Raw genomic sequence first — 26,702 nt, 5'->3', positions numbered from 1 at the left:
TATGAAATGTCCCAACTTGCTATCCGAACCTTTTGCTGACTCACTGTTCAACTTCTTAAAAGGCCAATTATTTAGTTTGATATAAATCCGTACTTTCTGCTTGCTTTCTTCCAGGTAGGATGAGATTTAGTATAACTCCGATAATTGCTGCTAAAGCCATTCCTTCAATGCTAAGTGCTTCCGTAACGATGAATTTTGCTCCTCCAATTCCTATTACGAGAATGACGGATGCAATAACTAAGTTTCGACTATTGCCGAAATCTACTTTTGCATCAACTAACATCCGTAAACCACTTGCTGCAATTATCCCAAATAACAGAATAGATACGCCACCTAGGACTGCTGTTGGTATCGTTGATATAACTGCCATCGCTTTTCCAAAGAATGATAGTAGAATTGCCACAACAGCAGCACCCAATATCACATAGACACTATAAATACGAGTGATGGCTAAAACTCCAATGTTCTCCCCGTAGGTAGTTTTAGGTGGACCACCGATAAGTGCACTTACTAAAGTACCTAAGCCATCACCTAATAATGATCTATGCAGCCCTGGTTCTTTTATGTAGTCTCTCTCTACAACTTTTCCTAATACGAGCTGATGTCCAATATGCTCGGATATAGTAACGATAACGATTGGCACCATTACTAGTAAAATATTCGTAGTAATGACAAAGTTATAATGTACCCCAGGTAGCAAAAAGTCTGGTGAAGCGAATAATTTCGCTTCTTTAATTGGAGCAAAGTCAACAATCCCGATAATAATGGAATATATATAACCCACCACTAAACCTATTAAGATTGGCATTGTACTAATAATATTTTTAAAGAAAACCGTACAGACTATTGCTGTAAACAAAGTAACTAATGCCGCTGAGAAATGTAAGAAGCTATATTCTTTTAAGCCTGAATCTGCATTTGTTATATTCATCGCCATATCTACTGCAACACCAGATAGTCCTAATCCAATGACCATGATGACTGGTCCAACAACGATTGCTGGTAACAGCTTCATAATCCACTTATAGCCACTTTTCCAAATTACTAGCGACACAATTCCGTAAACCAATCCTACGAAAACCGCACCGATCATTGCATTACCCGGATTAATAGCTTCCCCCGCTTCATTCAAGCCATTTACTGCCACAAGAATTGGTGCGATGAATGCGAACGACGATCCTAAATATGCCGGCACTTGAAATTTAGTTACGAGTAAGAAGATTATTGTTGCAATCCCACTTGTTAATAATGCAATTGCAGGACTCAAACCTACTAGTTGCGGTACCAAAATAGTCGATCCGAACATTGCAAACATATGTTGAAAACTTAAAGTGATGAGCTGTCCACTTGATGGCTTATCATTTACATCTAAAATGGCATTTGACATGAATTTTCCCTACCTTTTAAATAGATTCTTATTCGTAAATGGATACTGCATCTACCTCGTCTGTTTCCGTTACTTTGACGACAATTCTCTCCCCACTAGAAGTGGGTATATTTTTGCCAACATAATCTGCTCTAATAGGTAGCTCGCGGTGTCCTCTATCGATTAATACTGCTAACTGTATTTGAGCTGGTCTTCCAAGATCCATAACTGCATCCATCGCCGCTCGTACTGTTCGACCTGTGTATAAAACATCATCCACTAGAATAACTTTTTTATCTTTCACATCATGCGTAATATCCACTTGCTGTACTAAAGGTTCATCAGTATTATTTTTTAACGATAAGTCATCCCTATAAAGTGTAATATCGAGCTCTCCTGTTTTTATCGGCTTGCCCTCAATTACCTCGATCCGATCTGCTAAACGTTTCGCTAAAAACGCTCCTCTAGTTTTAATGCCCACTAGAATACACTCATCAATTCCTTTGTTACGTTCAATAATTTCATGTGCAATTCTTGTGAGTGCTCGATTTATCGCTTTCTCATCTAGAATATTTGCTTTTTCTCCCATTACCTTCTCATCTCCTTTGAACAAAATAAAAAACCTTCTAGACTCGAGAGCCTAGAAGGTTGTAAATGCGTTATTAAGTAGAGTGATTCCTAAAAATCCGCAGATTGATAGTGAGTCACGTTCACATGTACCTTCTCAGCCTCTCTGGACTGTTATTAAAGGTGAAGCTATATAGTTTTTAAATTACTAGCAAGTAAATGTTTGCTTGTTTTCAGTATAGAGTACTATTCCTCATTAATCAACGTTTGATTTTTTAAATTTTGTATCAAATTAGTAAAATCATCTGGAAGAGGGTATGAGAACTCTAAGTATTCTCCCGTTTTCGGGTGAATGAAACCTAATAATCCTGCATGTAAAACTTGTCCATCAAAGTTAATCGTTTTCTTCGGACCATATTTTGGATCTCCAGCAAGTGGGTAACCAATATATTTCATATGCACACGAATTTGATGCGTACGTCCAGTTTCTAATTGGCATTCCACTAACGTAAATTTATCAAATCTATCTAATACGCGGAAATGTGTAACAGCATGTTTGCCGTTATCCACTACTGCCATATTTTGTCTTTCTCTTTTATCACGAGCGATAGGTGCATCTATTGTCCCTTTATCATGCGCTATTCGACCGTGCACAATTGCTGTGTATTTACGAGTAACTGTTTTCTTAACCAGTTGATCTACTAAAGAGACATGGGCAACATCATTTTTAGCTACCATCAGTAAACCTGTCGTATCTTTGTCAATACGATGCACAATTCCAGGTCGCATTACTCCGTTAATACCCGACAAATCTTTAATCTGATACATTAAACCATTAACGAGGGTCCCAGTTGTATGACCTGGTGCAGGGTGTACTACCATTCCACGAGGTTTATAAACTACTACAACATCCGCATCTTCATAAATAATTTCTAAATTTAGGTTTTCTGCTTGGATATCCAGTGGTATAGCATCGGGAGGTGTTACGACAATAACATCTCCTACTTTCACTTTATAATTGGACTTAGCTGGTTCATTGTTTACAGTAACATGTCCATCTTTTATAAAGTTTTGAATCTGCGTACGTGACCAATCTGATTCAAAAGATGCCACTGCTTTATCAATACGCTCTTTTGCTTGTTCATTTTCAATAATAAATGTTAAATCTTCCATTACTTCACCTTTTTCTTTTCAGCTCGTTCTTCCTGAAATACAAATATTATTATAATTATAACTCCGATAGTTAGTGCAGCATCCGCCACATTAAAAATAGGAAAATCATAATTGATAATAGGTATTAAAACATCGACGAAATCTACTACTTCGCCTCTCCAAAGTCGGTCAATAAAGTTCCCAATTGCTCCACCAAGCAGTAACATCAAACCAACTTGAAACATCGGTTTTCCTTTTGCTTCTTTATGGAAGTAATAGATAATTCCAATGATAACAATGATAGTGACTATGGTAAAGAATCCTATTTTTCCTTGCAGAATGCCCCAGGCTGCTCCTTTATTTCTATGAGAAAGTAGCGCTAGGTAAGGGTCCCACAAAATAATTCGTTCACCAAGTGACATATTCTTAACGACAAGCCATTTGGTCCATTGATCTAACGCAATGAAAAAAGCAGCTAGTCCATAAAATTTCCACACATTATTTCCCCCACATAACAAATTCTTTACAGTAAAAAATTGAACACTCTCCACTTAGTTTAACACAGAACCATACAATTCGTAAAAGAGCAGAGAAATTTCAATATAGAAAATATTCTTCAGCTTATGAGGAGTATTTGTATTATGTGCTAGATCGGCTTTATTATAGGCTTCCATTACAGTTACGAGGTATATTGTTGAATTTGTGGCTATCTTCATTAAAACGAAATATTTAAAAATGTGGCCCTATATAAAATAGGACCACATTTTCTTCGTACTATTTACTTCACAACCTCTGCGCAACGTGCACATAATGTTGGGTGTGCTTCTACTGTTCCCACTGTTTCAGAAATTGTCCAGCAACGCTCACATTTTTCACCATCTGCTTTTTCTACTACAACGGAAGCATGTTCTAATGCCAAGCTGTTAGCAGGAGCTTCAGAAGGAGCCCCGCCTAATTCAAACTTAGAAACGATAAACAATTGAGCGAAGTCGATCGCATCTGTTTCAAATAATTCTTTATAGTCATCATTTACATATAGAGCTACTTTAGCTTCTAATGATTTACCAATAGTTTTTGCATTACGTGCTTCTTCCAATGCTTTTAGAACATCATCACGTAATTCCATAATTTTATCCCACTTAGCTGCTAACTCTTTAAATTCAGGATAATTGACTGCTTCTGGCATATCTGTTAATTGAATACTTTCTGCTGTTTCATGCTCTAAGTAAGCCCAAAGCTCATCTGTTGTATGAGGCAGAATAGGTGTTAATAGTTTTAATAGCGCTAGTAGCGTATCATACATAACTGTTTGCATTGCACGACGATCTGGGTGATCCTCCCCATAGATATACACAACATCTTTTGCAATGTCTAAATAGAATGAACTTAGCTCACTTGATACAAAATTATTAATCGTATGGTATACACTTGCGAAATCATAGCGATCATATGCCGCTCTTACTGTAGAAATTACTTCTTGAAGTTTCATATACATATATTGATCGACTTCACGTAGATCTTTAAATTCCACACGATTATTAACCGGATGGAAATCACTGATATTACCATGCAAGAATCGGAAAGTATTACGAATTTTACGATATACTTCGGATACTTGTTTGAAAATCGCATCAGATACACGTACATCTGCTGTATAATCCACGGAAGCTACCCATAAACGTACAATGTCCGCACCTAACTGATTGATCACTTTGGAAGGAACGATAACGTTACCTAAGGATTTACTCATTTTTCGACCATTGCCATCTAATGTGAAACCATGGCTTAACAATCCTTTATAAGGAGCATGACCAAACATAGCTGTACTTGTGATTAGAGAAGAGTTAAACCAACCACGATACTGATCTGATCCCTCTAGGTATAAGTCAGCTGGGAATACTAAATCATCCCGTTCTTCTAGAACACCTTGATGAGATGAACCCGAATCAAACCATACATCCATGATATCTGTTTCTTTTGTAAAGATACCATTTGGACTACCAATATGAGTGAATCCTTCAGGTAATAATTCCTTCGCTTCTCTTTCAAACCAAATATTCGATCCGTGCTCTCGGAATAGTTTAGAAACATGTGAAATCGTCTCTTCTGTCAGGATTGGTTCTCCATCTTCCCCATAAAATACCGGAATTGGAACTCCCCATACACGTTGTCGAGAAATACACCAGTCTCCACGATCACGAATCATGTTAAATAGACGAGTCTCTCCCCATGCAGGAGTAAATTTTGTATCTCGAATTGCTTGTAGTAATTCATCTCTAAATGCCTCAATTGAAGCAAACCATTGAGCAGTAGCACGATAAATAACTGGTTTTTTTGTACGCCAGTCATGTGGATATGAATGCGTAAAGAATGTAAGTTTCTCAAGTGCACCAGCAGCTTCTAGAGCTTCTGTAATTGCTTTGTTAGCTGTATCATAAAATAATCCTTCAAAACCTGGTGCTTCAGCAGTCATAACACCGCGGTCATCCACTGGACAAAGGACATCTAATCCATAAGCTTTACCAACATAAAAGTCATCTTCCCCGTGACCAGGCGCTGTATGAACACAACCAGTACCAGATTCAGTTGTTACATGCTCCCCAAGAATGATAAGAGAATCACGATCGTATAAAGGATGTTTTGCAACTAAGCGATCCATTTCTTGACCTAATAGTGTACGCTCTACTGTGTATTCTTCCCAGCCTAATTCTTCTGCCACAGCTTTTACTAAATCTAATGCAACAACAAACTTAGAACCCTTCGTTTCGACAACTGCATACTCCACTTTTGGATGTAAAGAAATAGCTAAGTTCGCAGGAATAGTCCAAGGTGTTGTAGTCCAAATGATAAACTTTGTTCCTTCTTCAAGAACTCCTTTACCTTCCGTTACCTTAAAGCTTACATAGATAGATGGTGATTTTTTATCTTGGTATTCAATTTCAGCTTCTGCTAATGCTGATTCACTTGAAGGTGACCAGTAAACAGGCTTTAATCCTTTATAAATGTATCCTTTTTTAGCCATTGCACCGAATACTTCGATTTGACGTGATTCAAAATCAGGAGTCAATGTAACATATGGATTTTCCCAGTCACCACGAACACCCAGACGTTTGAACTGCGAGCGTTGATTATCAATTTGTTGATAAGCATACTCTTCACAAAGCTTTCTAAACTCTGCTAAAGACAGTTCTTTACGTTTCACACCTTTATTTGTTAATGCTTGCTCGATTGGAAGACCATGTGTATCCCAACCTGGAACATACGGTGCGTGGAAACCTGTCATAGACTTATGACGGACAATCATATCTTTCAATACTTTGTTTAATGCGTGACCCATATGAAGATCACCATTTGCGTACGGTGGTCCATCATGCAGTACAAAAAATGGTCGATCTTTTGTATGATCCTGTACTTTTTTATAGATATTCTGCTCTGCCCATTTTGCTTGGATTTCTAACTCTTTCACCGGTAAGTTTCCACGCATTGGGAAAGCTGTCTTAGGCATTAATAACGTATCTTTGTATTCCATCTTATTACCTCCTAATTAGTAAAAACGTAAAAATTGTATTAATCTACACGTAAACAAAAAAACTCCACATCCCAAAAAGGGACGAGGAGTTATGCTCGCGGTACCACCCTACTTGCGATTTCTCAAAAAATCGCCGCTTAGAATGCCATAACGGGGCACTAACCGAAGACACTTACTAAAAAGTTCAGTGCCCTTGCTCCAAAGTGATAATCTAAAGAGTTTATATTCCTGAGCTCTCACCATCCTCAGGTCGCTTTATCAAAAACAAATTTAGACGTCTTTTTCTACGCATATTATATGATATGAAATTATTATAGGTAAAGTATGGCGATGAGTCAAGAAATGTTAATCTTCTGTTACAGATAGTCGATCAATTACTTCTGTATCCACATCATATTGCATTAAATGATTCCAATCATCAGTATTGATCAAGTCTAACTGTGCTTCTACTAACATTTTAAAGCGATTGCGGAATACTTTTGATTGTTTTTTTAGATCCTCTATTTCCATCGCAATTCTTCTAGCTTTCGTTAAAGCTTCATTAACGATTCGGTCAGCATTTTTCTCTGCCTCTTTCACAATCAGCTTCGCTTCTTTTTGTGAATTGCGACGGACTTCTTCTGCAGCCTCCTGAGCAACGACAATGGATTTATGTAGGGTTTCTTCAATCGAAGTAAAATGACCAACCTGTTCGCTTGAAGTTTTAAGCTTTGTTTCTAATTCTTTTTTTGCTTTTGTCAAAATTTCAAGGTCTTTCATTATTTGGTCAAGGAATTCATTTACTTCGTCTTCATTGTACCCTCTAAATCCTTTACTAAATTCCTTGTTATGTATATCAAGTGGTGTTAGTGGCATTTTAACATCTCCTTCACTTTACTAAACTTGTATTCTTTCTCCCATTATACATTTCTACGAGATTGAATACATCTATATTTGAAATATTCTTATAAAAATTAATTTTTTAGTTCTAATCTACCTATTTGTAATCGAATTTTATCTTTTTTTGTCCTGCCTTCCATCATGATTAATTTCACTCTTCCATGTCCTCTTATAGAAATGAGATCGAGTTCTTGTAATTCAAGGGATACTTGATCTTTCTCGGACCAGTTCACTTTCACTTTCCCACTTTGAATAAGAGATGCAGACTTTTGACGAGAAATATTAAAAATTGAGGCAATTACAGTGTCTAAACGGAGTGAGCTTACCGTTAAGGTCTCAGTCATCCATTCCTCCTGTTGAACAAAATAGTCTTGTGGATTTCCTACATCATCGATATGAACTTTCACTTTTCCAATAGATGTAAAATTAGCTCGTACATAATCCAGTACCTCTAAAGCTACAACGAACTGAATGGCACCATCTTGTACACGTATATCTCCAAATTTACTACGATCAATTCCTAAGGACATCATCGAACCAAGCACGTCCTTATGTTTTAACGTTACAAATTTAGTAGGGTAATGGACCTCAACTACCCTCATAGAGAAATCAATTTCCGATGAAACATAATAGGAAGGAAACAATAGAACTCTTCTTCTCTCCGCATCCTCTAATGCACCTTCAGCGCTAGAACCAATATCTTCATATTGTCTACGAATCGAGTCTACTATAAATTGCTGCCTAGGATCTAGAAAGTCCGTTAACTTAGGAGCATATCGGTCCTCTACTTCCCGCATCATACTAACAACCTGCTCAATAAAAGGCTGTTCTTCTTTTCTAAAATGTTGCATTACATTTTCCATTATAATATTTCCCTTTCAATTATAGTAAAAAACCCCACGGAAGTGAGGTTAGAGAACTATATTAGCTATATAATATATACCCGTCATTGCTAGGTTTAATACAAAAATTGCAACGATTGGTGAAATATCAATCATTCCTAGTGGTGGAATAATTTTTCTAAACGGTTCTAAGTAAGGTTCACAAATTCTACCTAAAAACTTCCCGAAACTCGATTGTTGAATGCTAGGTACCCAAGACATTAAAATATATGCAATTAATGCATACGAATAAATTCGAACACCTAAACTTAATAAAGTTAAAACTAATGCCATAGTATAATTACTCCTCTGTTAATCTAGGTCGTTATAGTAATAATCCGATATTGCACCATCGACTTCTACTGAATCGGGTGCACAAAGGAATATATCCGTACCTATTCTTTGTATATCTCCACCTAAAGCGTACACTGTTCCACTTAAAAAGTCGATAATTCGAATTCCTTGTTCCTTGTCAATACGTTGCAAATTTACAATCACTGCTTTTTTACTCTTTAAGTGTTCAGATATATCTTGTGCTTCTGCATATACTCTCGGCTCTATTAATATTACCTTGGAAGACTTTTGGACATTTTGAATACTAACAAGATTAGGAGTATTTATTTCCTTGGGCGTCGTATTGAATTTACGTTCTTTAGGTACTGACTTTGCTGTTTGTTGCTTTATATTGTTATCTACCGTTTTTTGTTGTTGAGGTCTTGACTGCTGCGTTTCTGATGCTTCCTCTTCTTCATCTAAGTAAAAGAAATTTTTCATCCAGTTTTTCATGCTATTCAATACCCTCCTTCTCTTTTCCAACCAATGCTGTTCCAATTCTTATAAAGGTAGCACCTTCTTCTATTGCTATTTCAAAGTCTCCAGACATTCCCATGGAAAGTTCTGTACAAGGTGCGTTAACTATTTGTTTAGCTGCTATTTTACTTTGAAGTTGCTTCAATTTTTGGAAAACATTTCGGATGATTGTGTCATCTTCTGTATTAGGAGCCATCGTCATAAGTCCAATAACACGAATTTTTTCATGGTTGTGGAGTTGATCTATAAATGCTTCTACTTCATCATAAGGAAGACCATGCTTTGACTCTTCTTGCGATACGTTTACTTGTACAAAACAATCCTTCGTAGAGGTAGCTCTTTTCTCAATTTCATCTGCTAGGCTCATCCGATCCAATGAATGCAGGTATTTTATATGATTAATTACTGATTTCACTTTTCTTGTTTGAAGTGACCCTATGTAATGCCATTGAACATCACTAGAAATGGCATCTAACTTCTTCTTTAAACCCTCTGGTCTATTTTCACCCAAATGCATAACACGATTCTCGATTACTTCATTTGTTCGATTAACAGAAACTTCCTTTGTAACTGCAATTAGAGTTATATCTTCTAACTTTCTATTTGCTCGATTGCTAGCACTTTGCATACGTTGTTGAATTTGTTCTAAATTTTGTTTTACATTTGTCATTCGAAACCCAACTTTTCATCAATTGTTTATATTTATTGTATCAATGAAAAGTTGTTTTATCAATGAAGAACATTGTAAGACTATATTTTTGAGACAATTATAACATCTTTTCCAATTATCGCTATATTTTGTACCGCTATTTTCTTCGTTTCTCTTTTTTTATTAAAAAAAGTTGGATAAGCGCCATTTTCCTCTACTATAAATGAAATAATAAAACCAGTGTCTTTATCAATTTCTGCATCCACGATATAGCCTAATAATTGACCACTTTTCGCTTCTATTACTTCTTTTTGCTGTGCATCTGAAAATTTCATCACTAACCCCCTTTATTTAGTATATGAACGAAATAGGAAAAAAACCCATTCCATTATGATGAAACCTTTGTTTGGATTTACTCATAAGGGAACTCTATTACTAGCTTTGTTAGGATGAATACACACTTTTAACAATATGGTATCGTCAATATTTTACACGCAAACCGGGAAATAACCATCCCAGCGACTTGCAAAACGTATTAACTATTGTCGTTTTCTAAATTTATCAAAAAAAACAAAAACGTTTTTTTCTAGAAAGAAAAAAACGTTTTTGCTGAAGTAATATTATGGATTCAATTGACTTTGAATAGTGGATAAAGCACTCTTTTCCAATCGAGATATCTGCGCTTGTGATAGCCCTAAGTCCATTGCTATTTCTGTTTGCGTTGCACCATAATAAATTCTCTTCGTTAATATTTTCTTTTGTCTTGTATCTAGCTTCTGAAAACTTTCTTTCACAGTAAAATAAGTGACCCATTGATCTTCCGATACATCATTGTCGCATAATTGGTCCATCATATAAATAGCATCGCCACCGTCACTGAATATCGGTTCTTGCAAAGACACTGGATCCTGAATGGCATCTAGAGCAATTAAAATATCTTCCACCGGAATATCTAGCTCTTTGGATAAATCATCCAAGGTTGGCTCTTGTAGATGCTCGTTTATAAACTGTTCCTTTGCTTTCATAGCTTTATATGCAATATCTCTCAAAGATCTTGATACTCGTACTGAATGGTGATCACGTAAATGTCTTTTTATTTCTCCAATAATCATAGGAACTGCATACGTTGAAAAACGGACGTTATGCTTTAGATCGAAGTTCTCAATAGACTTGATGAGTCCAATGCAACCAACTTGAAACAGATCATCAGCTTGCTCTCCCCTGTAAGCAAACCTTTGTACTAGACTTAAAACTAACCTTAAATTACACATTACTAGTTCGTCTTTAACAGATTCTTCACCAGCTTGTAATCGGATAAATAATTCTTTCATTTCTTCATGCTTAAGTAAAGGAAGCTTAGATGTATCAATGCCGCATAATTCAACTTTTGTTCTCGTCATAGATCTTCCTCCGGACTTTTTAATTGTTCTAAGTCAGTTTGTCCGGTATAGGTAAGATTATTCTTTATGATACTATCCAATTTCACCCATTAAGCAATAGGTTCGTTTAAGAGCTCCTTTAAATCCAATATTATTTTCTTTTCTAATCGGGATATATATGATTGTGAAATACCTAAATGATCGGCCACTTCTTTTTGAGTCATTTCTTCCTTGCCGTTTAACCCAAACCGACATTGCATTATATATTTTTCTCTATTTCCAAGTAAATTTATTGCTTCGAACACATGTTGGCGCTCTAGTTTTTTTTCCACATCTTCAATGATTAAATCCTCACTAGTTCCTAAAATATCTGATAATAATAGTTCATTGCCATCTGAATCCGAATTTAAAGGTTCATCAAAAGAAACCTCTGACTTCATACGGTTCGTCTTTCGTAAATGCATTAAAATTTCGTTCTCTATACATCTAGAAGCATAAGTGGCAAGCTTGATACCTTTATCTAGATTAAATGTTTCTACTGCCTTTATAAGACCTATAGAACCAATACTTATAAGATCTTCTATATTTGTATTAGTTTGATCAAATCTTCTCGCTATATAAACAACTAACCTTAAGTTTCTTTCAATTAATACATCTCTTGCATGATCATCGCCATCCATAAATGCGAGTAACATTTCTCTTTCTTCTTCTCTCGATAATGGTTTAGGTAATGATTCATTGCCTCCAATATAATGTACACTTTTTCGTCTAAAAGATAGGACCCAATAATAAACTTTACGGAACCATTTCATCAGCATTAGCCTACACTCCTTTTCTTCAAATGAAAATATGAGGAACTTTGCAGTATTCCATCCGCCTCATGTGGAAATTTTTCTTTCGCTTTCGTCATCACAATATATCCTTTAGGTAACGGTTGACCGTCAACCAACCACTGATCATACTTGATACCAATAACCCATGTTTTATGTTTTTGTATCGTTGCAATTGGTATTAATCGTAATTTGCTAACATACTCTTTTGGTATCTTGTCCAAACTAGCACTTCCGTCAAACTCCCATTCACTAATTTCTTTAAATAACTCATATGGTAATATCTCTTGCAACATTTCTGCCGCTACAAAATGAACAGGATCATTGGATAATGGTTCTGTACAGACATTTCCCGAATCTATAAAAAGGGTTAATTCTTGAGAAACTCCAAATAACGTAACGTTGGATGAATATAATAGCTCTCTTTCGGAATTTGCTATATTTAAATGCAATATATTTTTTGTCAAAAAATATAAACCACCAGTCGCTATTAAGGCAAAATTAATAATCATAAACAAATTACCACTATTGTCATACAAAGGTGCGATAGCTGTAAGCAATCCTCCAGCAAAGACACTAGCAAGTAATGTTAATATAATTGCTTTAATTATCTGTGAACGTTTTTTCCAAAAAGCGATTGAAATCATTACAAAAAACGATAAAAATATTGCGAATAAAGAATGAGAGAAAACGACTGTTATTACTCCAGCTGTTAGAGCAGAAAGAAATAAATACCTTTTCTGATTTTCAATCCACCCAATCTTATTGGCAAATGCTAAAACGGTGTAATTGAAAAAAGTATTGGTTACAATCATTACTTCCGCATACATAACTTCCCTCCTTTTGATTAAAGCTTAGCATCTAAAGTGTAAGAAATTTGTCAAAAGACCGTTCAAAAACGTTCTTTTTTTACGACATAATAATAACTAGGAAAAATTGTGATTTAACAAAAAGTCGTGTAAATTTTATATCCTCCATCTGTGTAATGCATAAGAAACACCGGGCAAAAGATACACGGTCATTGAAGGTAAAAACCTGTTTCTATCGTTTCTGGAGTGCTTTGGACAGAAGATTTGCTGTATGATTACCGATTGATTTTTTTAAGATGGTGTTCGTGACTGACGTCACGAACACCATCCCTTTTCTCAGTAATCTTATGGCATTTGTCTTTCCGCCGCCCTCCTACAACTTTTAGAAACAGGTTAGTTCGGTTTTGGATAACTAGAGAAAAAATACTAACTATTAATAGAGAAAGCTCTCGAAGATGTAATTTCGTTCGCTATTTATTCTGTTTTACATAATGAACACTTATTATTTCTCTTAATTTCCACCAGTATGAAAGAAAATCTACTTTCTTCATCCTTCTTTGGATAATAGTATTTATAGTTCAAAAGCGATTACAAATAATTGGTTACTTTCTATTTTTGACCAATCTGATCATCTAAGCGAAAAACATTGCTATATCCTTATAGTGGAGTACTACCTATATTTTGATTACAGTGGAAGGTGGCGACTCCAGTGGGAGAGTGAGACAGATGAGCTATCACATCGATGCGTTAGCGACGGTGATAGCTCATCGCTCACCCCACGGAGGCCAAAAAGATGTTGGTCACGAAGGCATTGCCACACGATGTGGCGCTCTTAGCCTTTGAACCCCACCTGAAACGGAAATCAGCAGGATAATCCATTCAAAAAAGTTATCATGAACCCAGTATTAACGATAGCTTTTTATATACTTACTCAAAAAAAAGCAACCACCGAAGTGATTGCTTTTTGCATTTTAGTTAGTTTCTGCGTTGACGATTTCTTAAGAAAGTTGGGATATCTAACGCATCCTCTTGTTGGTTATGAGAAACATGACGTTCTTGTTGAGGCGCTTGTTGTTGCGGCACTTCTTCTTTACGTTGTTCTCTAATAGGTGCTGTTGTTGGTTGTTGCGGTGCTCTGTTTCCACCAAATCCTGTGCTACGCGGTTGTTTTTGTGTGACTAACTCTTCATTGAATCCTGTTGCAATTACTGTTACAACTATTTCATCTTTTAAGTTATCATTAATAACCGAACCGAAGATCATATTAACTTCTTCATCGGATGCAGAGGCAACAATATCGGCTGCTTCTTGCACTTCAAATAGACTTAAGTTAGATCCACCAGTAATATTCATCAAGACTCCTGTCGCACCGTCTATTGAAGTTTCAAGCAGTGGACTTGAAATAGCCTTTTTCGCCGCTTCAGCTGCACGATTTTCTCCTGCAGAAATACCAATACCCATCAGAGCAGCACCTTTGTTAGACATAATAGTTTTAACATCTGCAAAGTCAAGATTGATAAGACCAGGTACAGCGATCAAATCAGAAATACCTTGAACCCCTTGACGTAAAACATTATCAGCTTCTCTGAATGCTTCTAGCATTGGCGTGTTTTTATCAACGATTTCTAATAAACGATCATTTGGAATGACGATTAATGTGTCTACTGATTCTTTCATCATACTAATTCCGCCTACTGCTTGAGTAGCACGTTTACGCCCCTCAAAAGTAAATGGACGTGTTACAACACCTACTGTTAATGCCCCTAAATCACGTGCGATTTGAGCAATAACTGGTGCTGCACCAGTTCCAGTACCGCCACCCATACCGGCTGTTACGAATACCATATCCGCTCCTCTAAGAGCTTCCTCGATTAACTCTTTACTTTCTTCAGCTGCTTTTTTCCCGACTTCAGGGTTTGCTCCTGCACCAAGTCCACGAGTTAGTTTTCCACCAATTTGTAATTTCACTTCGGCTTTTGACATATTGAGTGCTTGCGCATCCGTATTAACAGCGATAAAATCTACACCTTGAACACCATGTTCAATCATACGATTTACAGCGTTATTACCGCCACCACCTACTCCAATAACTTTAATGATCGCTAATTGATCTTCATTTGTTTCAAATTCTAACATGCTATTGCCTCCTATGTTCTAACTGCTATGATAAATGGTTTGTTATTCAAAAAACTTGTCAAAAAATCTCTTTGCTTTTGTCATGGCGCTATCCTTGTGTTCATTAGTCGATTGAGCAGACTGTTTTTGTTTTTTAGAAACGGCAACTGCTTCATTTGAAACCGAATGCGCTAACGCATGGCTATCACCAATTTTACCATAGAAAAGATCTTCTTTATAGGCATATCTTATAAGACCAACTGCAGTTGTATATTGAGGTTCTCGAACCCCAATATAATCCGGAGTATATAGTCTCACTCTTGTTTGAAGGATATGTCTTGCTAACTGTCCTAAGCCTTCTAGTTTAGAAACTCCACCAGTAATGACTACTCCGCCTGGTAAGTCTTGTAACCCAAGTCGATAAAATTCTTCTAGAACCATTTCAAATAATTCTTCTAGTCGAACTCCAATGATTTCCGCAATATAACGTTGTGAGTATTGTTCTTTCATATCTGCACCTATTACTGGGACTTCAAATAGTTCATCATCTGAAGCATCATCATAGAAAGCATGTCCATATTTTAGTTTAATCATTTCAGCTTGTTCAGTTGGTGTTTTTAAGACAATCGATAAGTCTTTTGTAATATGGTCACCGCCAACTGGAATAACGGAAGTGCTGACTAAATGGCCTTCATTGAAAATAGCAATCGTCGTCGAACCACCACCTATATCGATATAAGCTGTCCCATGATTTTTTTCGTCTTCCGTTAATGCAAAGTGGCCACCAGCTAAAGGCTGTAAGTAAATCTCTCTTATTTGAAGGCCAGCTCTTTCCACACATCTTAACACGTTATGTAAAATTGTTTTGGATGTAGTCATCATAATACCGTCAAGCTCCAAACGCGTCCCGATCATTCCACGTGGATCCTTAATTTCTTCTAAGTGATCGACGATGAATTGTTTTGGTGCTATATTAATAAGCTCTCTCTCAGGAGGAATAGACATAACTTGAGCTGACTCTATAACACGTTCTAAGTCACCATCAGTTATTTCTCTATCATCACGATTAACAGCCACTACTCCCTTAACATTTTGTATATTGGCCATATTTGCCGGAATACCTAATACAATTTCATTAATAGACATACCGATCATTCTTTCGGCTTCACTTACCGCTTTTTTAATTGATTGAACTGTTGCATCTATATCTACGATGGTGCCTTTTCTAATTCCGTTAGATTTTACATTTCCAACACCTATTACGTGCAGCGAGTCTTCATTCATTTCGCCGATTAAGACCTTAATGGAAGACGACCCAATATCTAGTGATACGTATAATTCTGATTGATTCAACCCGTGGCACCTCCTAAGAACTCTTTATTTATTATTCTAGTGTAAAAATAGTATAAAGTCTAAAATTTTCTAAAGAAATAGTCAATTTAAACCTAATAATTTATTAATTTTTTCTTTCTGACCATTTTGTGAGCAAAATTCGACGGATAACTGCTATATTCTGAAATAATCGTACACCAAACGCAAAAATCGCCGCTAGGTATAAATCTATCCCTAGGTGTACACCTAAAAATGCTAAAGCTGCAGCTAGGGCTATATTGAAGAAAAATCCTGAAACGAATACTTTGTCATCATAGACATGCTGTAGATGTGCACGTATGCCTCCGAATAGAGTATCAAGTGCTGCCAATACCGCTATAGACAAATAGCTTTCATATATTTCAGGGATTTGTATTTCCGTTAATAAACCGAGGGAAATCCCAAGTATCAGCCCTAATAATGGCAACCACATTTCATGACTCCCCTTCCGGTACTTCTTTTAAGAATTGGTTATTCAGAGCTTGGTCATAAGAGGAAATCGTGATATTTTGCTCGGGCTTACCAATCTTCAGTTTTAAATTATCAATATAAAAGTCATCTCCGATTGTGGAGGCCTCTAACTGATTATACATTTTTTGCGCATCCTCAAAAGTAGAGGTTCCAATTTTAATAGTAAATGGTGCATTTCTTACTGGTATATTATTCACTGTTGTTTTACCATTTACATCTCTAATTGGGGAAGAATAGATAATTCGTTTACCATCCACTTCAATATCATTTGCTTTAAAACGATTGATTTCATTGATAAGTCGGATGAGCAAATCTGGTGAAATACCTTCCACAGGTTGTCCAAGTGCTACGCTTTCTAAGGATGGCTCCACTTTAATAATAATTCCTGGACCAGTATGTTCAACCAGACCTATATCTTTTTTTAATTGTTCTACTGTATCCTCTAAAGCAAGTTCAGCACTTTCGCTTACCATGTTTCCATATTTCAAGATTGTTTGATCTAATACATAAATTTCCGAAAGTAACTCTGAATGTGTTTCGGTTTCTTTGGATAATTCTTGACGAATAGCCCATATATCTCGTGTATCTCTTGTTTCAGGATTTTGAACTGTGTTAAATTGTATCGCTAACATAAAGCCAATTATTAACAAAACTATAGTAAACCGAATATAGACGGTTTTTCTCATCATTCGGCCTCCTTATATCCCGTTTTACTACCAGTGAGTATTGAAGAAACCTCACCCAGTTGAGTAGCATTACTATATTAGTTAGCTATAATCATCTTCACGTAAAGCAGGCATTGTTATTAAATCCTTTTCTCCTACAGTCACCACTATATTATCACTAGTAAGTTGGTCAACAACACCTCCTCCTAGATTTACGGAAGAAAGCAATACTTTCGGATCTCCTACTGCTTCAATCGTAAATGGTGCTGGAAAGGTCTTTCCATCTACTACAATCACTGGGCCTGTACATCTTATATAAGAGTTTGCATGAAGTCTTTGGCCATTAATAGATATAGCTTCTGCACCAGATATTTTAAGCTCATTAATCACTTTAAATACGTGACTTTCATGTACTATATAGTCATTTGGATTTTCTTGAGAAGGATTATAAGCTCCGTCTTCCAATGAAACAGTAATACCTTTTCCTTGTGAGGGAATATCTCCAATCAATAATCGAAGTATTTCTGCTTCCTCTACTAATTCTTCTACACTTTCTTCACTCTCTACAAAAGAATGTTCAAAAGCACGGATTTTTTGTTGCTTATCAGTAATTTCTTCTGTTAGCTCTTTATTGCGTTCTTTTTGTTCCACTAATTTTTCTCTATACTTTTCTTGTTCTTGGAAATTCGAGAGATTTGAAGCGTTTTTTTCGTTGTCTTCAGATGAGATACTATACGAATATGCAAGTATAAATCCTAACACTAAACTTACCATCGATATAGTAATAAGCCCTCTAGATGGTACTTTAAGGAGTTTGGTCTTCTTCACTTTCCACAACCTCCTCTTCTACTGGTACATTATACACATCTTTAAATGGTTGGAAAAATGTCCCTACTTCCAAATCAATAACACCCTTCACTTCGGGATTTAGCTGAGAAACAATGGAAGGATAAAAATTCATTTTTTCTCCGAATGATGGAATGATCGCCTTAACTTCATTTCCATCATTCATAAATACTAGGATAGAGTATGCATCATTTTCAGTTGGTGCATATTTAATTTGAGAAATACCTGTTAACACTTCGCTGTCCAATAATTTTAATTCTTTTATCATCCTCAAACGGTTTTTTTCATTGTCAAAACCTGAAAAGATAGGTCCATCCTTTGGTAAAACTTGTCCATCTGTTTTAATAATCTGTCCATTTTCTAAAATTATATGAAGAAAATCTCCATCCTCTAAATAACCTATTTGATGAAACTCATTAACTTGAATATGAACGGCTGTTAACCACTTTCGCTTAACTTGTACTGATTCTACCCATGCGTTCTTAGCCAAGAGGTTTTCAATTTTACTTTCATTAAAACTCCACATCGACTCGCCAATATTCAAGGTACTCTCCTCTATGTACAATTCTTTAGGTACTAGTTTTTCACCGTCCACTGTAATCTTTTGAACCTGACTATAAGAGGATTGAAAATATAAAACTATTAATAACGTAGTAACAAAGAGAAAAAGTAGAATGGAAAATTTTTTATTTGTTCTACGTCTTCTGCGTTCTTTTAAGGTAGGTATACGATCTTCAATATCGATGATTTTTTCCATTCTACCGCCTCCCTTCTTTTTCAGTTTCTTGAGCTAAGTTTAAAATAATTCCAATAATCCCCCAGGTCATCACTAACGAAGATCCTCCATAACTGATGAATGGCAAGGTTACCCCAGTCACTGGCAATAGACCTGTAACTACCCCCATATTTAAAAATGTTTGTACTGCTAATAGAGAGGTAAATCCAATAATCATTAACTGACGTTCACGTGTTTTTGCACGCGCAGCCATCGAAAAACTGGTTGAAAAAAACGTTAAAAATGCTAATACGATTATGAACCCACCGATGAAACCTGACTCCTCCAACAAAATAGAAAAGATGAAATCATTTTGTGGTTCAGGCAAATACAAAAACTTCTGGCGGCTATTTCCATACCCAAAACCAAATAATCCAGCTGGACCTATGGCAAGCAATGATTGTATTGCTTGAAATCCTGATCCCAGTGGGTCATTCCAAGGATCTAGAAAGGCTTGTATTCGCACAAGTCGGTATGGAGCAGAAACAATTAGCAGTACAAAAGCAATAATGCCACTCATACCTATCCAAAGAAAGAACTTGAACGGAAGTCCTGCTGCAAACAATAAAAAGAATACAGCAACAACCAATACAAAAGCGGAACCAAAGTCTGGTTGAACCATGATAAAGCCAATTGGCAATAATAACAAAAGGCCACTTTGAATATACATTTTCATTCTAGAATTTTTAACATTTGCTAGAGAGTTAGCTAACACTCCTAATACTGCTATTTTAGCTAACTCTGCTGGTTGAAAATTCATAAATCCAAGAGAAATCCAACTTTGTGATCCATTTCGAACCACTCCAATACCAGGGATTAAAACGCCAATTAGCATGAGAATCGCAACTATATATAATCCTCTCCAAAATCCATCAGACCGTATGAAACTTGCCTTTTGAATAATGAAGGCTCCAACTATCCCTACAATAAGATATGCTGCTTGTTTTAATGCAAATGGCATTTGTCCTTTGTAATGGACTTCGCTCCAATAGGAACCCGCTGAGTGGACAAAGAATATACCAATGATGGATAAAAACAATACAGAAGATAGGAAAATAAATTTTCTTGTATCTTTCGTTTAGGTCATCCTTTCATTACTCTTTTAAAGATGTAACATGGTCGATAAATTCATCTCCACGAATCTCAAAGCTTTCATATTGATCCCAACTTGCACATGAAGGTGAAAGCAATACGATATCCCCTTCGGATGAAGTCGCTAATGCTATTTTAAATGCTTCACCTAAGGTTTCTGTGCTAACTACCGAGGAGATTCCTTGCTCTTCTCCAAACTTTTGCAATCGATCTTTAGTTGCTCCGTAATGGACTAATGCTTTCACACGATCTAAGTAAGGTATTAGTTCATCAAATGAATGGCCGCGGTCCACACCACCTGCTATTAATATAACTGGCTCTGTAAAACCTTCTAGAGCACTTTTAGTTGCAAGTGCATTTGTAGCTTTTGAGTCATTATAAAATTTACGGCCTTTCCATTCCCTGATGAATTGAGTACGATGTTTAACCCCGTGGAATGTTGATAATACTTGTATAATAGCTTCAATAGGACATTTCATCAGTAATGCTGTCGCTGTCGCAGCAAGTACATTCTCTAAATTATGCTTACCTCTCAGCGCAATAATAGATCGTTCAAATAATCGTTCACCGTTCCAGTAGACGTATAGCTCATCTGCACTTATACCCTCTTTTGTCTTACTACTAACATAAAAAGGTATTTTGGCTGCCTTACTCATTTGAGCATAGTCTTTCACTATTTGTTGTTCTCCATTATAAACTAGCCAATCAGTAGCATCTTGCTGTTGGGTAATTTTAAATTTAGCATCTGTATATTCCTGAAAATCTTTATGGTAATCTAAATGCGCTTCATATAAGTTAAGTAATACAGAAACTTTTGGCTTTAACTCTTCTGTACCCATAAGCTGAAATGAAGATAATTCGGTTACGATAATATTCTCTGCTGTCGCTTCTTTTGCAACAGTAGTTGCAACTGTACCAATATTACCAGCTATTTTGGGCTTTTTATCGGCAGCTGCAAGCATTTCAAATATCAATGTAGTAGTTGTAGTCTTTCCATTTGAACCGGTTATTCCGATCATTGGAGCATCGCTAATACGATAGGCAAGTTCTACTTCTGTCCATACAGGTATTCCTCTTTTATTTGCCTCTGTAATAACGGGATTGTTATAAGGTATTCCAGGATTCTTGACGATTAAACTAAAGCCTTCATCTAAGATATCTTCAGGATGACTTCCACAAATAACAGTTAAACCTTTTGATAACAAGTACTGAGCATTTTCATTTTGCTCGAATGGCTTAGCATCATTCACAGTAACAAATGCTCCTAAGTCATGTAGCGTTTCAGCTGCTGCAGTACCGCTTTTTGCCAAACCTAAAACAAGTATTTTTTTATGAACTACATGTGGTAATTTCTTCATCTCACAAAACCTCCAAGCAGACTACAATCATTGCAGCTATGAAACCTATTGCCCAGAACACAGTAACTATTTTACGTTCATTCCAACCCGACAATTCAAAGTGATGGTGAATCGGACTCATTTTGAATATACGTTTGCCCGTTGTTTTAAAGCTAATCACTTGTAATATCACCGATAACGTTTCAATTACAAAGATAATCCCAACAATTAGCAATAATAATTCATGTTTCACTAGAATAGATACCATGGCTAGCGCACCACCTAATGCAAGAGAACCCGTATCTCCCATAAACACTTTTGCTGGATATTTGTTGAACAATAAAAACCCTAAAAGTGCTCCTGATACACAGAATGTAAAAATAGCTATATCACTCTGTTCATAAGCAAGTGCTAGAACACCAAATGCTGCAAAGGCAACTGTTGCTGTTCCTGCAACTAATCCATCTAAGCCATCTGTCAAATTAACGGCATTTGAAAAACCAACTAGCCAAAAGATAAGAAATGCAATATACAATTGACCTAATTGAAGTTCCATTTCTGTAAATGGTATAACTATATTTGTATCAAAGGGTCCTTGTTTTAATAAGAAGTAGGCAATGATCGCAATAATAATTTGACCAATTAGTTTCTGGATAGATGTTAAGCCTAAATTTCTTTTTAAAACGACTTTTATAAAATCATCCAAAAATCCAATAACACCAAAACCTACTAGGATAACTAACAAAACAATGGACTGAGTCGTTAATTTATCAAAATAAAGGGATAGAGCAAGTGTTGAAATAATGATGGAGGTTAAGAAAATCAGCCCTCCCATTGTAGGTGTACCTGCCTTTACTTGATGCGACTGAGGCCCTTCTTCTCTTATGCTTTGACCAAATTTCATCCTTCTTAAATAAGGAATAACAATTGGAGCAAGAATAACTGTAAGGATAAAACTAACAATAAGTGTAATAACCGTTGTAGACAATGTCATAAAAAAATCTCCTTAAATACGATCAACTATTAATGAATGTACTATTTTATTTATTTGTGTATACATGAATTGTTCCATCTAATGGGATGAGCCCATTTTCTTTTGGCAGCTGAGAAATTATTTCGTCTCCATCACCATGCCAAACAATATTGAAAGGATACATATAGGACGTTATTTCCTTCCTTTTTGTTCCTACCAGGTTCGGTGTACGAACTTGCTCTACATCTCCCCATCTATACTCTTTTTCTATCTGGGTGCCGCTTCCTTTTGTCTTCAGTGAATCTTCCAAAATTTGACCAACAATAGGGGCTGCTATTACTCCTCCGAATTGAGTGCTGTGTTTAGGGTTGTCGATGGCAACATATACGATAAGTTCTGGATTATCTGCTGGTGCAAAACCTATAAAGGATACAATGTACTCTCCATCCATATACCGGCCATTTTGAACTTTTTGCGCTGTACCTGTCTTGCCACCAATTCGAAGTTGATCACGATAAGCATTTCTACCCGAGCCCTCCGCAACTACATGTTCCAGAGCATCTCGCACAATGGCTGAAGTTTCCTCACTAATAACTTGACGCTTCATCTCTGGTTCACTACTTGATAAGATTTCGTTTGTTTCACCATCTATTGTATTTTTCACAATAAATGGCTTATATAGATACCCACCATTTACTGCCGCAGCTACAGCTTGCACTTGTTGAATAGGGGTGACTGAAATACCTTGACCAAAAGAGGTTGTGGCGTGTTCAACTGGTCCAAAGTTCTCTTTACTAAATAGAATACCCGAGGATTCCCCTGCCATCCCTGAACCTGTAGATTTACCGAACCCAAAGTTACGTATGTATTCTTGTAACTTCTCTGCGCCTACTCTATTTCCTAACTCAATAAAACCAGGGTTGCAAGAATTTTCAACAACTTCTAAAAATGTTTGATTTCCATGTCCTGATCTTTTCCAGCAACGAAGCCTAGAGCCTTCTACCATGGTATATCCTTTATCATGAAAGTGATCATTCTGTAAGTCTACTACATTCTCTTCTAATGCCGCACTCAATGTAATAATCTTAAAAGTTGAACCAGGTTCAAAAGTCATCCAGACCGGTAAGTTACGATTGTAAACGGTCGAATCCACCTCTTGATAGTCCGACGGATCGAAATTAGGAGCAGAAGCAAGTGCTAATATTTCACCATTTTTGGGGTTCATAACAATCGCAATCGCTTGAGTCGCTTCATATTTCTGCATAGCTTGCGATAACTCACGTTCCACTACTTGCTGAATATCTAAATCCACTGTCAACTGAACATGATTGCCTTTTACACCATTTTTCCATCCATCGTCCACATGTGGAAGTGGTACTCCTTTTGCGTCGGTAAACATTCGTACAGCAGAGGATTTACCTTTTAAAATAGAATCATATTGGTACTCGATTCCCGCAAGCCCTTGTGCATCATAACCAGTAAAACCTATTAATCTAGATAACATATTGCCATATGGATAGTCTCTTAAATAATCGACTCCTGCATACAAACCTTTAATATTCTTATCTTGTATTTCCATAGCAAGCTCGCTCGAGATATTTTTTCCTTTAGGTGCAATTTTCACCAAGTATGCTCTTTTGTTTATTTGCTCTAAAAGCTCACTTTTGTCCATCCCTATTAAGGAACCAATTTCTTCAGCTACTTGCTCTGGATTCTCATTTTGAGAAGGCATATAAAATAATGTCGGTGCAAGCTTGTTTCCTACGATAACTTCTCCATTACGGTCTAAAATATTCCCACGGAGAGAAGCATAAGGTAGTTCTCTATCCCAGCTTTCTTTTGCCTTTGTCGTAAGCTCATCAAATTGGAAAAATTGAAGCTGAACTAATTTGAGAAGAACTAGGACGAACAAAAAAATAATCATAATCCAAATCAGGCGCAGACGTACAATTTGTTTTAACTTTGAAATTGCCAAATCCCCTTTAGTCCGTTTTAGATAACTTATGAGAAAATGACACTAACTATTCTATCCCTATTTAGTCCTGAGGTAAATCAGTTTGTGATTCGTCTAAATTTTCCTTATTATTTGTTACTTCTGCTGGAGTTGCAAGTTTCACGACGATTGGAGTATCTGCAGTTACGATCGATCCTCCAGTCAAGCTCTGTTCATTTACAAAACCTTCTCCAACAATTTCTATTGGTAACTTAGATAACGATTTATATATCATAATATTTCTTTTCGACCAACCTTTAAAGTCAGGTAATTGAATATCACCCTGTCCCTTTAGAAAGACTATACTATTTGAAATAGCACTTGTTTTTGCCGCTGGATATTGTTCTTCTACCTTATCCGACTGACCGATAACTACTGTCTTTAATCCTTGTGCTTCCAATTTACTTTGACTTGCCATTAAATCTTCCCCAACTACATTCGGCATTTCAATTGATTTTGCAAGTTCCAAGTTTTCCGGCTCAATATTTAAATATTTCAAGCTTCTTTCTGTCACTGCGTTGAAAATTTCGGATGTTGTATCAGAACCAGTTTCCGTCATTTCTAAATTAGGTCGATGAACCATCACATAAACAATTAACTGCGGATCCTCTACTGGAGCCATTCCTAAGAAAGAATAGAGGAAATCATTTCTTCCCCAGTAGTAGCCCCCTCCAGGTTTTGATATTTGAGCAGTACCAGTTTTACCTGCTGAAGTATATCCATTCAACTTAAATTTCTGGGCAGTACCTTTTTCTGACGTTACCGTACTTGCCAATATTTCTTTTACCTGCTGCGCAGTTTCTGCAGAAATAGGAGATTTCTTTTCAACCTCTTTATGATTCTCCACTACATCATTAGTATTAGGATTGACAATTTTATCAATTATAAAGGGTTGCATCATCTTCCCTTCATTTGCTATAGCAGTCATTCCTTGCACCATTTGTATAGGTGTTACGGTTGTTCCCTGACCATATGTTGTAGTTATACGTTCAACTGGACCAGCATTTGCTATAATTCCAGTTGCTTCGCTGGGAAGGTCTATACCCGTCTTCTGTCCAAATCCAAAGAGTTTAATATATTCATTGAACGTTTCCTCTCCTATTTGGTTAAGCAAGTACGCCATTGAAACATTGGATGAACGTTGGAAACCTTCTAAATACGTTATATTCCCCCACCCTACTACATTATGATCCCTTATAGTTCTATCAAAGATCTTATAGGAACCCGATTTATATGTAGCATTAGGTGCCCAGACCCCTTCTTCGATAGCGGCGGCTAATGTGAATATCTTAAAGGTAGATCCTGGCTCAATCGTTTGCTCAGTTACTTCATTTAGCCAGTTAGTAGATAATCCTTCTCTTGTATTCGGTTCAAAGGAAGGGCGCTGGGACATAGCTAATATTTCCCCAGTTTTTGGATCTGCTACAACAGCCGTAATCCGTTCTGGATTATATTTTTCTTGTGCCGTATTCATCGCTTCTTCTAAAAAGTTTTGTATGGTTTTATCTAAAGTGAGGTAGATGTCTAAGCCATTTTTAGCTTCTGTCACCATCTTCTCAGCATTCGGTAGTAAGAAGCCTTTAGTATCACTTTTAAATTCCACTTTCCCAGGAGTGCCGGTTAACTCTTCATCGTAAATATATTCAAGACCCATTTTGCCAACAGGTTCAGCTGTTCCATCTTCTTTCTCTTCCTTTAAAGCAAAACCTATCAAATGCGAAGCAAACTGACCATTAGGATATAATCTTTTTAAATCTTCGATAAAAATTATTCCAGGTAGTTTGTTGCTTTTTATCTCTTCCATAACTTTGTTGCTAATATCCCTGCCAGCTTTACCAAATTCAACTTGGTATTTCTCGGATTTTATACTTTTCTCTAGTAAACTAGTAATCTCTTGTTCTGTCATATCAATATACTTTGCTAAAACTTTGGCCGTGTTAGCTGGATCACTAACATGCCTTTGTATACCACTATTGTTAGAAGCGTTCGGGCTAATGACAGCGATCATTTTATAGCTAAGTGTATCCTGCGCTATTATCTCGCCGTTACGATCAACTATTTTCCCTCTACTAGCTTGAAGAACCTGTTCTCTACTATACTTGTGCTCTGCCTTCGTTGATAATACTTGACCTTCAGCAGTACCCGTATATTGTATAAATACAAAACGACTAAGTAATAAGAAAAAGAGCCCTCCATATAATAAAAACATTAGA

Annotated in this window: 25 protein-coding genes and 1 other annotated feature; all 25 genes read right to left on the bottom strand. The window is 36.4% G+C overall.

The window, feature by feature from the left end; genetic code table 11:
- Positions 1 to 67 precede the first annotated feature (67 nt).
- The 25 genes from MKX53_RS05605 to MKX53_RS05485 all read right to left on the bottom strand — a co-directional run bounded on the left by MKX53_RS05605 (position 68) and on the right by MKX53_RS05485 (position 26,698).
- A complete protein-coding gene (locus MKX53_RS05605; protein WP_340909747.1) occupies positions 68 to 1,387 on the bottom strand; it encodes a solute carrier family 23 protein in 1,320 nt (439 codons plus the stop codon).
- Positions 1,388 to 1,415: 28 nt separating this feature from the next.
- Positions 1,416 to 1,955, bottom strand: coding sequence for a bifunctional pyr operon transcriptional regulator/uracil phosphoribosyltransferase PyrR (gene pyrR / locus MKX53_RS05600; RefSeq protein WP_093535739.1), 540 nt, complete (start codon positions 1,953 to 1,955; stop codon positions 1,416 to 1,418).
- A gap of 224 nt (positions 1,956 to 2,179) precedes the next feature.
- Entirely contained in the window at positions 2,180 to 3,106 is a 927-nt protein-coding gene (locus tag MKX53_RS05595; protein WP_340909745.1) for an RluA family pseudouridine synthase, read from the bottom strand.
- The gene (lspA, locus tag MKX53_RS05590; RefSeq protein ID WP_093535286.1) at positions 3,106 to 3,582 is read right to left on the bottom strand and encodes a signal peptidase II; all 477 of its coding nucleotides are present in this window, start codon (positions 3,580 to 3,582) and stop codon (positions 3,106 to 3,108) included. Before lspA ends, MKX53_RS05595 begins: the two co-directional genes overlap by 1 nt.
- A gap of 281 nt (positions 3,583 to 3,863) precedes the next feature.
- Positions 3,864 to 6,614 carry an isoleucine--tRNA ligase gene (gene ileS / locus MKX53_RS05585; protein WP_340909742.1) on the bottom strand — a complete coding sequence of 917 codons (2,751 nt, stop codon included), beginning with the start codon at positions 6,612 to 6,614 and terminating at the stop codon, positions 3,864 to 3,866.
- Positions 6,615 to 6,688: 74 nt separating this feature from the next.
- Positions 6,689 to 6,910, bottom strand: a binding site (T-box leader).
- 49 nt (positions 6,911 to 6,959) lie between these two features.
- Positions 6,960 to 7,469: a DivIVA domain-containing protein gene (locus MKX53_RS05580; RefSeq protein WP_340909740.1), complete on the bottom strand. Its 510-nt coding sequence runs from the start codon at positions 7,467 to 7,469 to the stop codon at positions 6,960 to 6,962.
- Between the two features lie 98 nt (positions 7,470 to 7,567).
- Positions 7,568 to 8,356, bottom strand: coding sequence for a YlmH family RNA-binding protein (locus tag MKX53_RS05575; protein WP_340909738.1), 789 nt, complete (start codon positions 8,354 to 8,356; stop codon positions 7,568 to 7,570).
- A 48-nt stretch (positions 8,357 to 8,404) separates the two neighbouring features.
- The gene (locus MKX53_RS05570; protein ID WP_093535294.1) at positions 8,405 to 8,668 is read right to left on the bottom strand and encodes a YggT family protein; all 264 of its coding nucleotides are present in this window, start codon (positions 8,666 to 8,668) and stop codon (positions 8,405 to 8,407) included.
- A gap of 18 nt (positions 8,669 to 8,686) precedes the next feature.
- The gene (locus MKX53_RS05565; protein WP_340909737.1) at positions 8,687 to 9,160 is read right to left on the bottom strand and encodes a cell division protein SepF; all 474 of its coding nucleotides are present in this window, start codon (positions 9,158 to 9,160) and stop codon (positions 8,687 to 8,689) included.
- Position 9,161: 1 nt separating this feature from the next.
- Complete coding sequence (locus tag MKX53_RS05560; RefSeq protein ID WP_340909736.1) at positions 9,162 to 9,854, bottom strand: YggS family pyridoxal phosphate-dependent enzyme; 693 nt, start codon at positions 9,852 to 9,854, stop codon at positions 9,162 to 9,164.
- Positions 9,855 to 9,934: 80 nt separating this feature from the next.
- Positions 9,935 to 10,168 (bottom strand): YlmC/YmxH family sporulation protein, encoded by a 234-nt coding sequence (locus MKX53_RS05555; protein ID WP_093535300.1) that lies wholly within the window; start codon positions 10,166 to 10,168, stop codon positions 9,935 to 9,937.
- Positions 10,169 to 10,453: 285 nt separating this feature from the next.
- Entirely contained in the window at positions 10,454 to 11,233 is a 780-nt protein-coding gene (gene sigG / locus MKX53_RS05550) for an RNA polymerase sporulation sigma factor SigG (protein WP_093535302.1), read from the bottom strand.
- A gap of 89 nt (positions 11,234 to 11,322) precedes the next feature.
- The gene (gene sigE, locus MKX53_RS05545; RefSeq protein WP_093535304.1) at positions 11,323 to 12,030 is read right to left on the bottom strand and encodes an RNA polymerase sporulation sigma factor SigE; all 708 of its coding nucleotides are present in this window, start codon (positions 12,028 to 12,030) and stop codon (positions 11,323 to 11,325) included.
- Positions 12,030 to 12,872, bottom strand: a complete 843-nt coding sequence (locus MKX53_RS05540; RefSeq protein WP_340909734.1) for a sigma-E processing peptidase SpoIIGA — start codon at positions 12,870 to 12,872, stop codon at positions 12,030 to 12,032. Before MKX53_RS05540 ends, sigE begins: the two co-directional genes overlap by 1 nt.
- A gap of 954 nt (positions 12,873 to 13,826) precedes the next feature.
- Positions 13,827 to 14,987: a cell division protein FtsZ gene (gene ftsZ / locus MKX53_RS05535; protein WP_340909732.1), complete on the bottom strand. Its 1,161-nt coding sequence runs from the start codon at positions 14,985 to 14,987 to the stop codon at positions 13,827 to 13,829.
- A gap of 42 nt (positions 14,988 to 15,029) precedes the next feature.
- Positions 15,030 to 16,319, bottom strand: a complete 1,290-nt coding sequence (ftsA, locus tag MKX53_RS05530; protein ID WP_093535310.1) for a cell division protein FtsA — start codon at positions 16,317 to 16,319, stop codon at positions 15,030 to 15,032.
- A gap of 103 nt (positions 16,320 to 16,422) precedes the next feature.
- Positions 16,423 to 16,770 (bottom strand): small basic family protein, encoded by a 348-nt coding sequence (locus tag MKX53_RS05525; RefSeq protein ID WP_093535312.1) that lies wholly within the window; start codon positions 16,768 to 16,770, stop codon positions 16,423 to 16,425.
- A 1-nt stretch (position 16,771) separates the two neighbouring features.
- Positions 16,772 to 17,497, bottom strand: coding sequence for a DUF881 domain-containing protein (locus MKX53_RS05520; RefSeq protein WP_340909730.1), 726 nt, complete (start codon positions 17,495 to 17,497; stop codon positions 16,772 to 16,774).
- Positions 17,498 to 17,575: 78 nt separating this feature from the next.
- Complete coding sequence (locus tag MKX53_RS05515) at positions 17,576 to 18,247, bottom strand: DUF881 domain-containing protein (RefSeq protein ID WP_093535741.1); 672 nt, start codon at positions 18,245 to 18,247, stop codon at positions 17,576 to 17,578.
- Between the two features lie 31 nt (positions 18,248 to 18,278).
- Positions 18,279 to 19,076, bottom strand: a complete 798-nt coding sequence (locus tag MKX53_RS05510; protein ID WP_340909728.1) for a cell division protein FtsQ/DivIB — start codon at positions 19,074 to 19,076, stop codon at positions 18,279 to 18,281.
- Between the two features lies 1 nt (position 19,077).
- Positions 19,078 to 20,133 carry an FtsW/RodA/SpoVE family cell cycle protein gene (locus tag MKX53_RS05505; protein WP_322788060.1) on the bottom strand — a complete coding sequence of 352 codons (1,056 nt, stop codon included), beginning with the start codon at positions 20,131 to 20,133 and terminating at the stop codon, positions 19,078 to 19,080.
- A gap of 55 nt (positions 20,134 to 20,188) precedes the next feature.
- Complete coding sequence (murD, locus tag MKX53_RS05500) at positions 20,189 to 21,544, bottom strand: UDP-N-acetylmuramoyl-L-alanine--D-glutamate ligase (protein ID WP_340761873.1); 1,356 nt, start codon at positions 21,542 to 21,544, stop codon at positions 20,189 to 20,191.
- A 1-nt stretch (position 21,545) separates the two neighbouring features.
- Positions 21,546 to 22,517 carry a phospho-N-acetylmuramoyl-pentapeptide-transferase gene (mraY, locus tag MKX53_RS05495; RefSeq protein ID WP_093535322.1) on the bottom strand — a complete coding sequence of 324 codons (972 nt, stop codon included), beginning with the start codon at positions 22,515 to 22,517 and terminating at the stop codon, positions 21,546 to 21,548.
- A 46-nt stretch (positions 22,518 to 22,563) separates the two neighbouring features.
- Entirely contained in the window at positions 22,564 to 24,420 is a 1,857-nt protein-coding gene (locus tag MKX53_RS05490) for a penicillin-binding transpeptidase domain-containing protein (RefSeq protein WP_340761871.1), read from the bottom strand.
- Between the two features lie 112 nt (positions 24,421 to 24,532).
- The gene (locus tag MKX53_RS05485) at positions 24,533 to 26,698 is read right to left on the bottom strand and encodes a penicillin-binding transpeptidase domain-containing protein (protein ID WP_340909726.1); all 2,166 of its coding nucleotides are present in this window, start codon (positions 26,696 to 26,698) and stop codon (positions 24,533 to 24,535) included.
- Between the last annotated feature and the right edge of the window lie 4 nt (positions 26,699 to 26,702).

Origin of the sequence: Psychrobacillus sp. FSL K6-4615 (assembly GCF_038008225.1) — a bacterium.
GTDB classification, from domain to species: domain Bacteria; phylum Bacillota; class Bacilli; order Bacillales_A; family Planococcaceae; genus Psychrobacillus; species Psychrobacillus psychrotolerans.
This window is presented reverse-complemented; position numbering and strand designations above follow the sequence as displayed.

Bases quoted from the DNA above. Each gene is read 5' to 3' on its own strand.
- MKX53_RS05605 (WP_340909747.1), bottom strand. From the start codon at position 1,387: ATGTCAAATGCCATTTTAGATGTAAATGATAAGCCATCAAGTGGACAG.
- pyrR (WP_093535739.1), bottom strand. From the start codon at position 1,955: ATGGGAGAAAAAGCAAATATTCTAGATGAGAAAGCGATAAATCGAGCA.
- MKX53_RS05595 (WP_340909745.1), bottom strand. From the start codon at position 3,106: ATGGAAGATTTAACATTTATTATTGAAAATGAACAAGCAAAAGAGCGT.
- ileS (WP_340909742.1), bottom strand. From the start codon at position 6,614: ATGGAATACAAAGATACGTTATTAATGCCTAAGACAGCTTTCCCAATG.
- MKX53_RS05580 (WP_340909740.1), bottom strand. From the start codon at position 7,469: ATGCCACTAACACCACTTGATATACATAACAAGGAATTTAGTAAAGGA.
- MKX53_RS05575 (WP_340909738.1), bottom strand. From the start codon at position 8,356: ATGGAAAATGTAATGCAACATTTTAGAAAAGAAGAACAGCCTTTTATT.
- MKX53_RS05570 (WP_093535294.1), bottom strand. From the start codon at position 8,668: ATGGCATTAGTTTTAACTTTATTAAGTTTAGGTGTTCGAATTTATTCG.
- MKX53_RS05565 (WP_340909737.1), bottom strand. From the start codon at position 9,160: ATGAAAAACTGGATGAAAAATTTCTTTTACTTAGATGAAGAAGAGGAA.
- MKX53_RS05560 (WP_340909736.1), bottom strand. From the start codon at position 9,854: ATGACAAATGTAAAACAAAATTTAGAACAAATTCAACAACGTATGCAA.
- MKX53_RS05555 (WP_093535300.1), bottom strand. From the start codon at position 10,168: ATGAAATTTTCAGATGCACAGCAAAAAGAAGTAATAGAAGCGAAAAGT.
- sigG (WP_093535302.1), bottom strand. From the start codon at position 11,233: ATGACGAGAACAAAAGTTGAATTATGCGGCATTGATACATCTAAGCTT.
- sigE (WP_093535304.1), bottom strand. From the start codon at position 12,030: ATGCTGATGAAATGGTTCCGTAAAGTTTATTATTGGGTCCTATCTTTT.
- MKX53_RS05540 (WP_340909734.1), bottom strand. From the start codon at position 12,872: ATGTATGCGGAAGTAATGATTGTAACCAATACTTTTTTCAATTACACC.
- ftsZ (WP_340909732.1), bottom strand. From the start codon at position 14,987: ATGTTAGAATTTGAAACAAATGAAGATCAATTAGCGATCATTAAAGTT.
- MKX53_RS05525 (WP_093535312.1), bottom strand. From the start codon at position 16,770: ATGTGGTTGCCATTATTAGGGCTGATACTTGGGATTTCCCTCGGTTTA.
- MKX53_RS05520 (WP_340909730.1), bottom strand. From the start codon at position 17,497: ATGATGAGAAAAACCGTCTATATTCGGTTTACTATAGTTTTGTTAATA.
- MKX53_RS05515 (WP_093535741.1), bottom strand. From the start codon at position 18,247: ATGGTAAGTTTAGTGTTAGGATTTATACTTGCATATTCGTATAGTATC.
- MKX53_RS05510 (WP_340909728.1), bottom strand. From the start codon at position 19,076: ATGGAAAAAATCATCGATATTGAAGATCGTATACCTACCTTAAAAGAA.
- murD (WP_340761873.1), bottom strand. From the start codon at position 21,544: ATGAAGAAATTACCACATGTAGTTCATAAAAAAATACTTGTTTTAGGT.
- mraY (WP_093535322.1), bottom strand. From the start codon at position 22,517: ATGACATTGTCTACAACGGTTATTACACTTATTGTTAGTTTTATCCTT.
- MKX53_RS05490 (WP_340761871.1), bottom strand. From the start codon at position 24,420: ATGATTATTTTTTTGTTCGTCCTAGTTCTTCTCAAATTAGTTCAGCTT.
- MKX53_RS05485 (WP_340909726.1), bottom strand. From the start codon at position 26,698: ATGTTTTTATTATATGGAGGGCTCTTTTTCTTATTACTTAGTCGTTTT.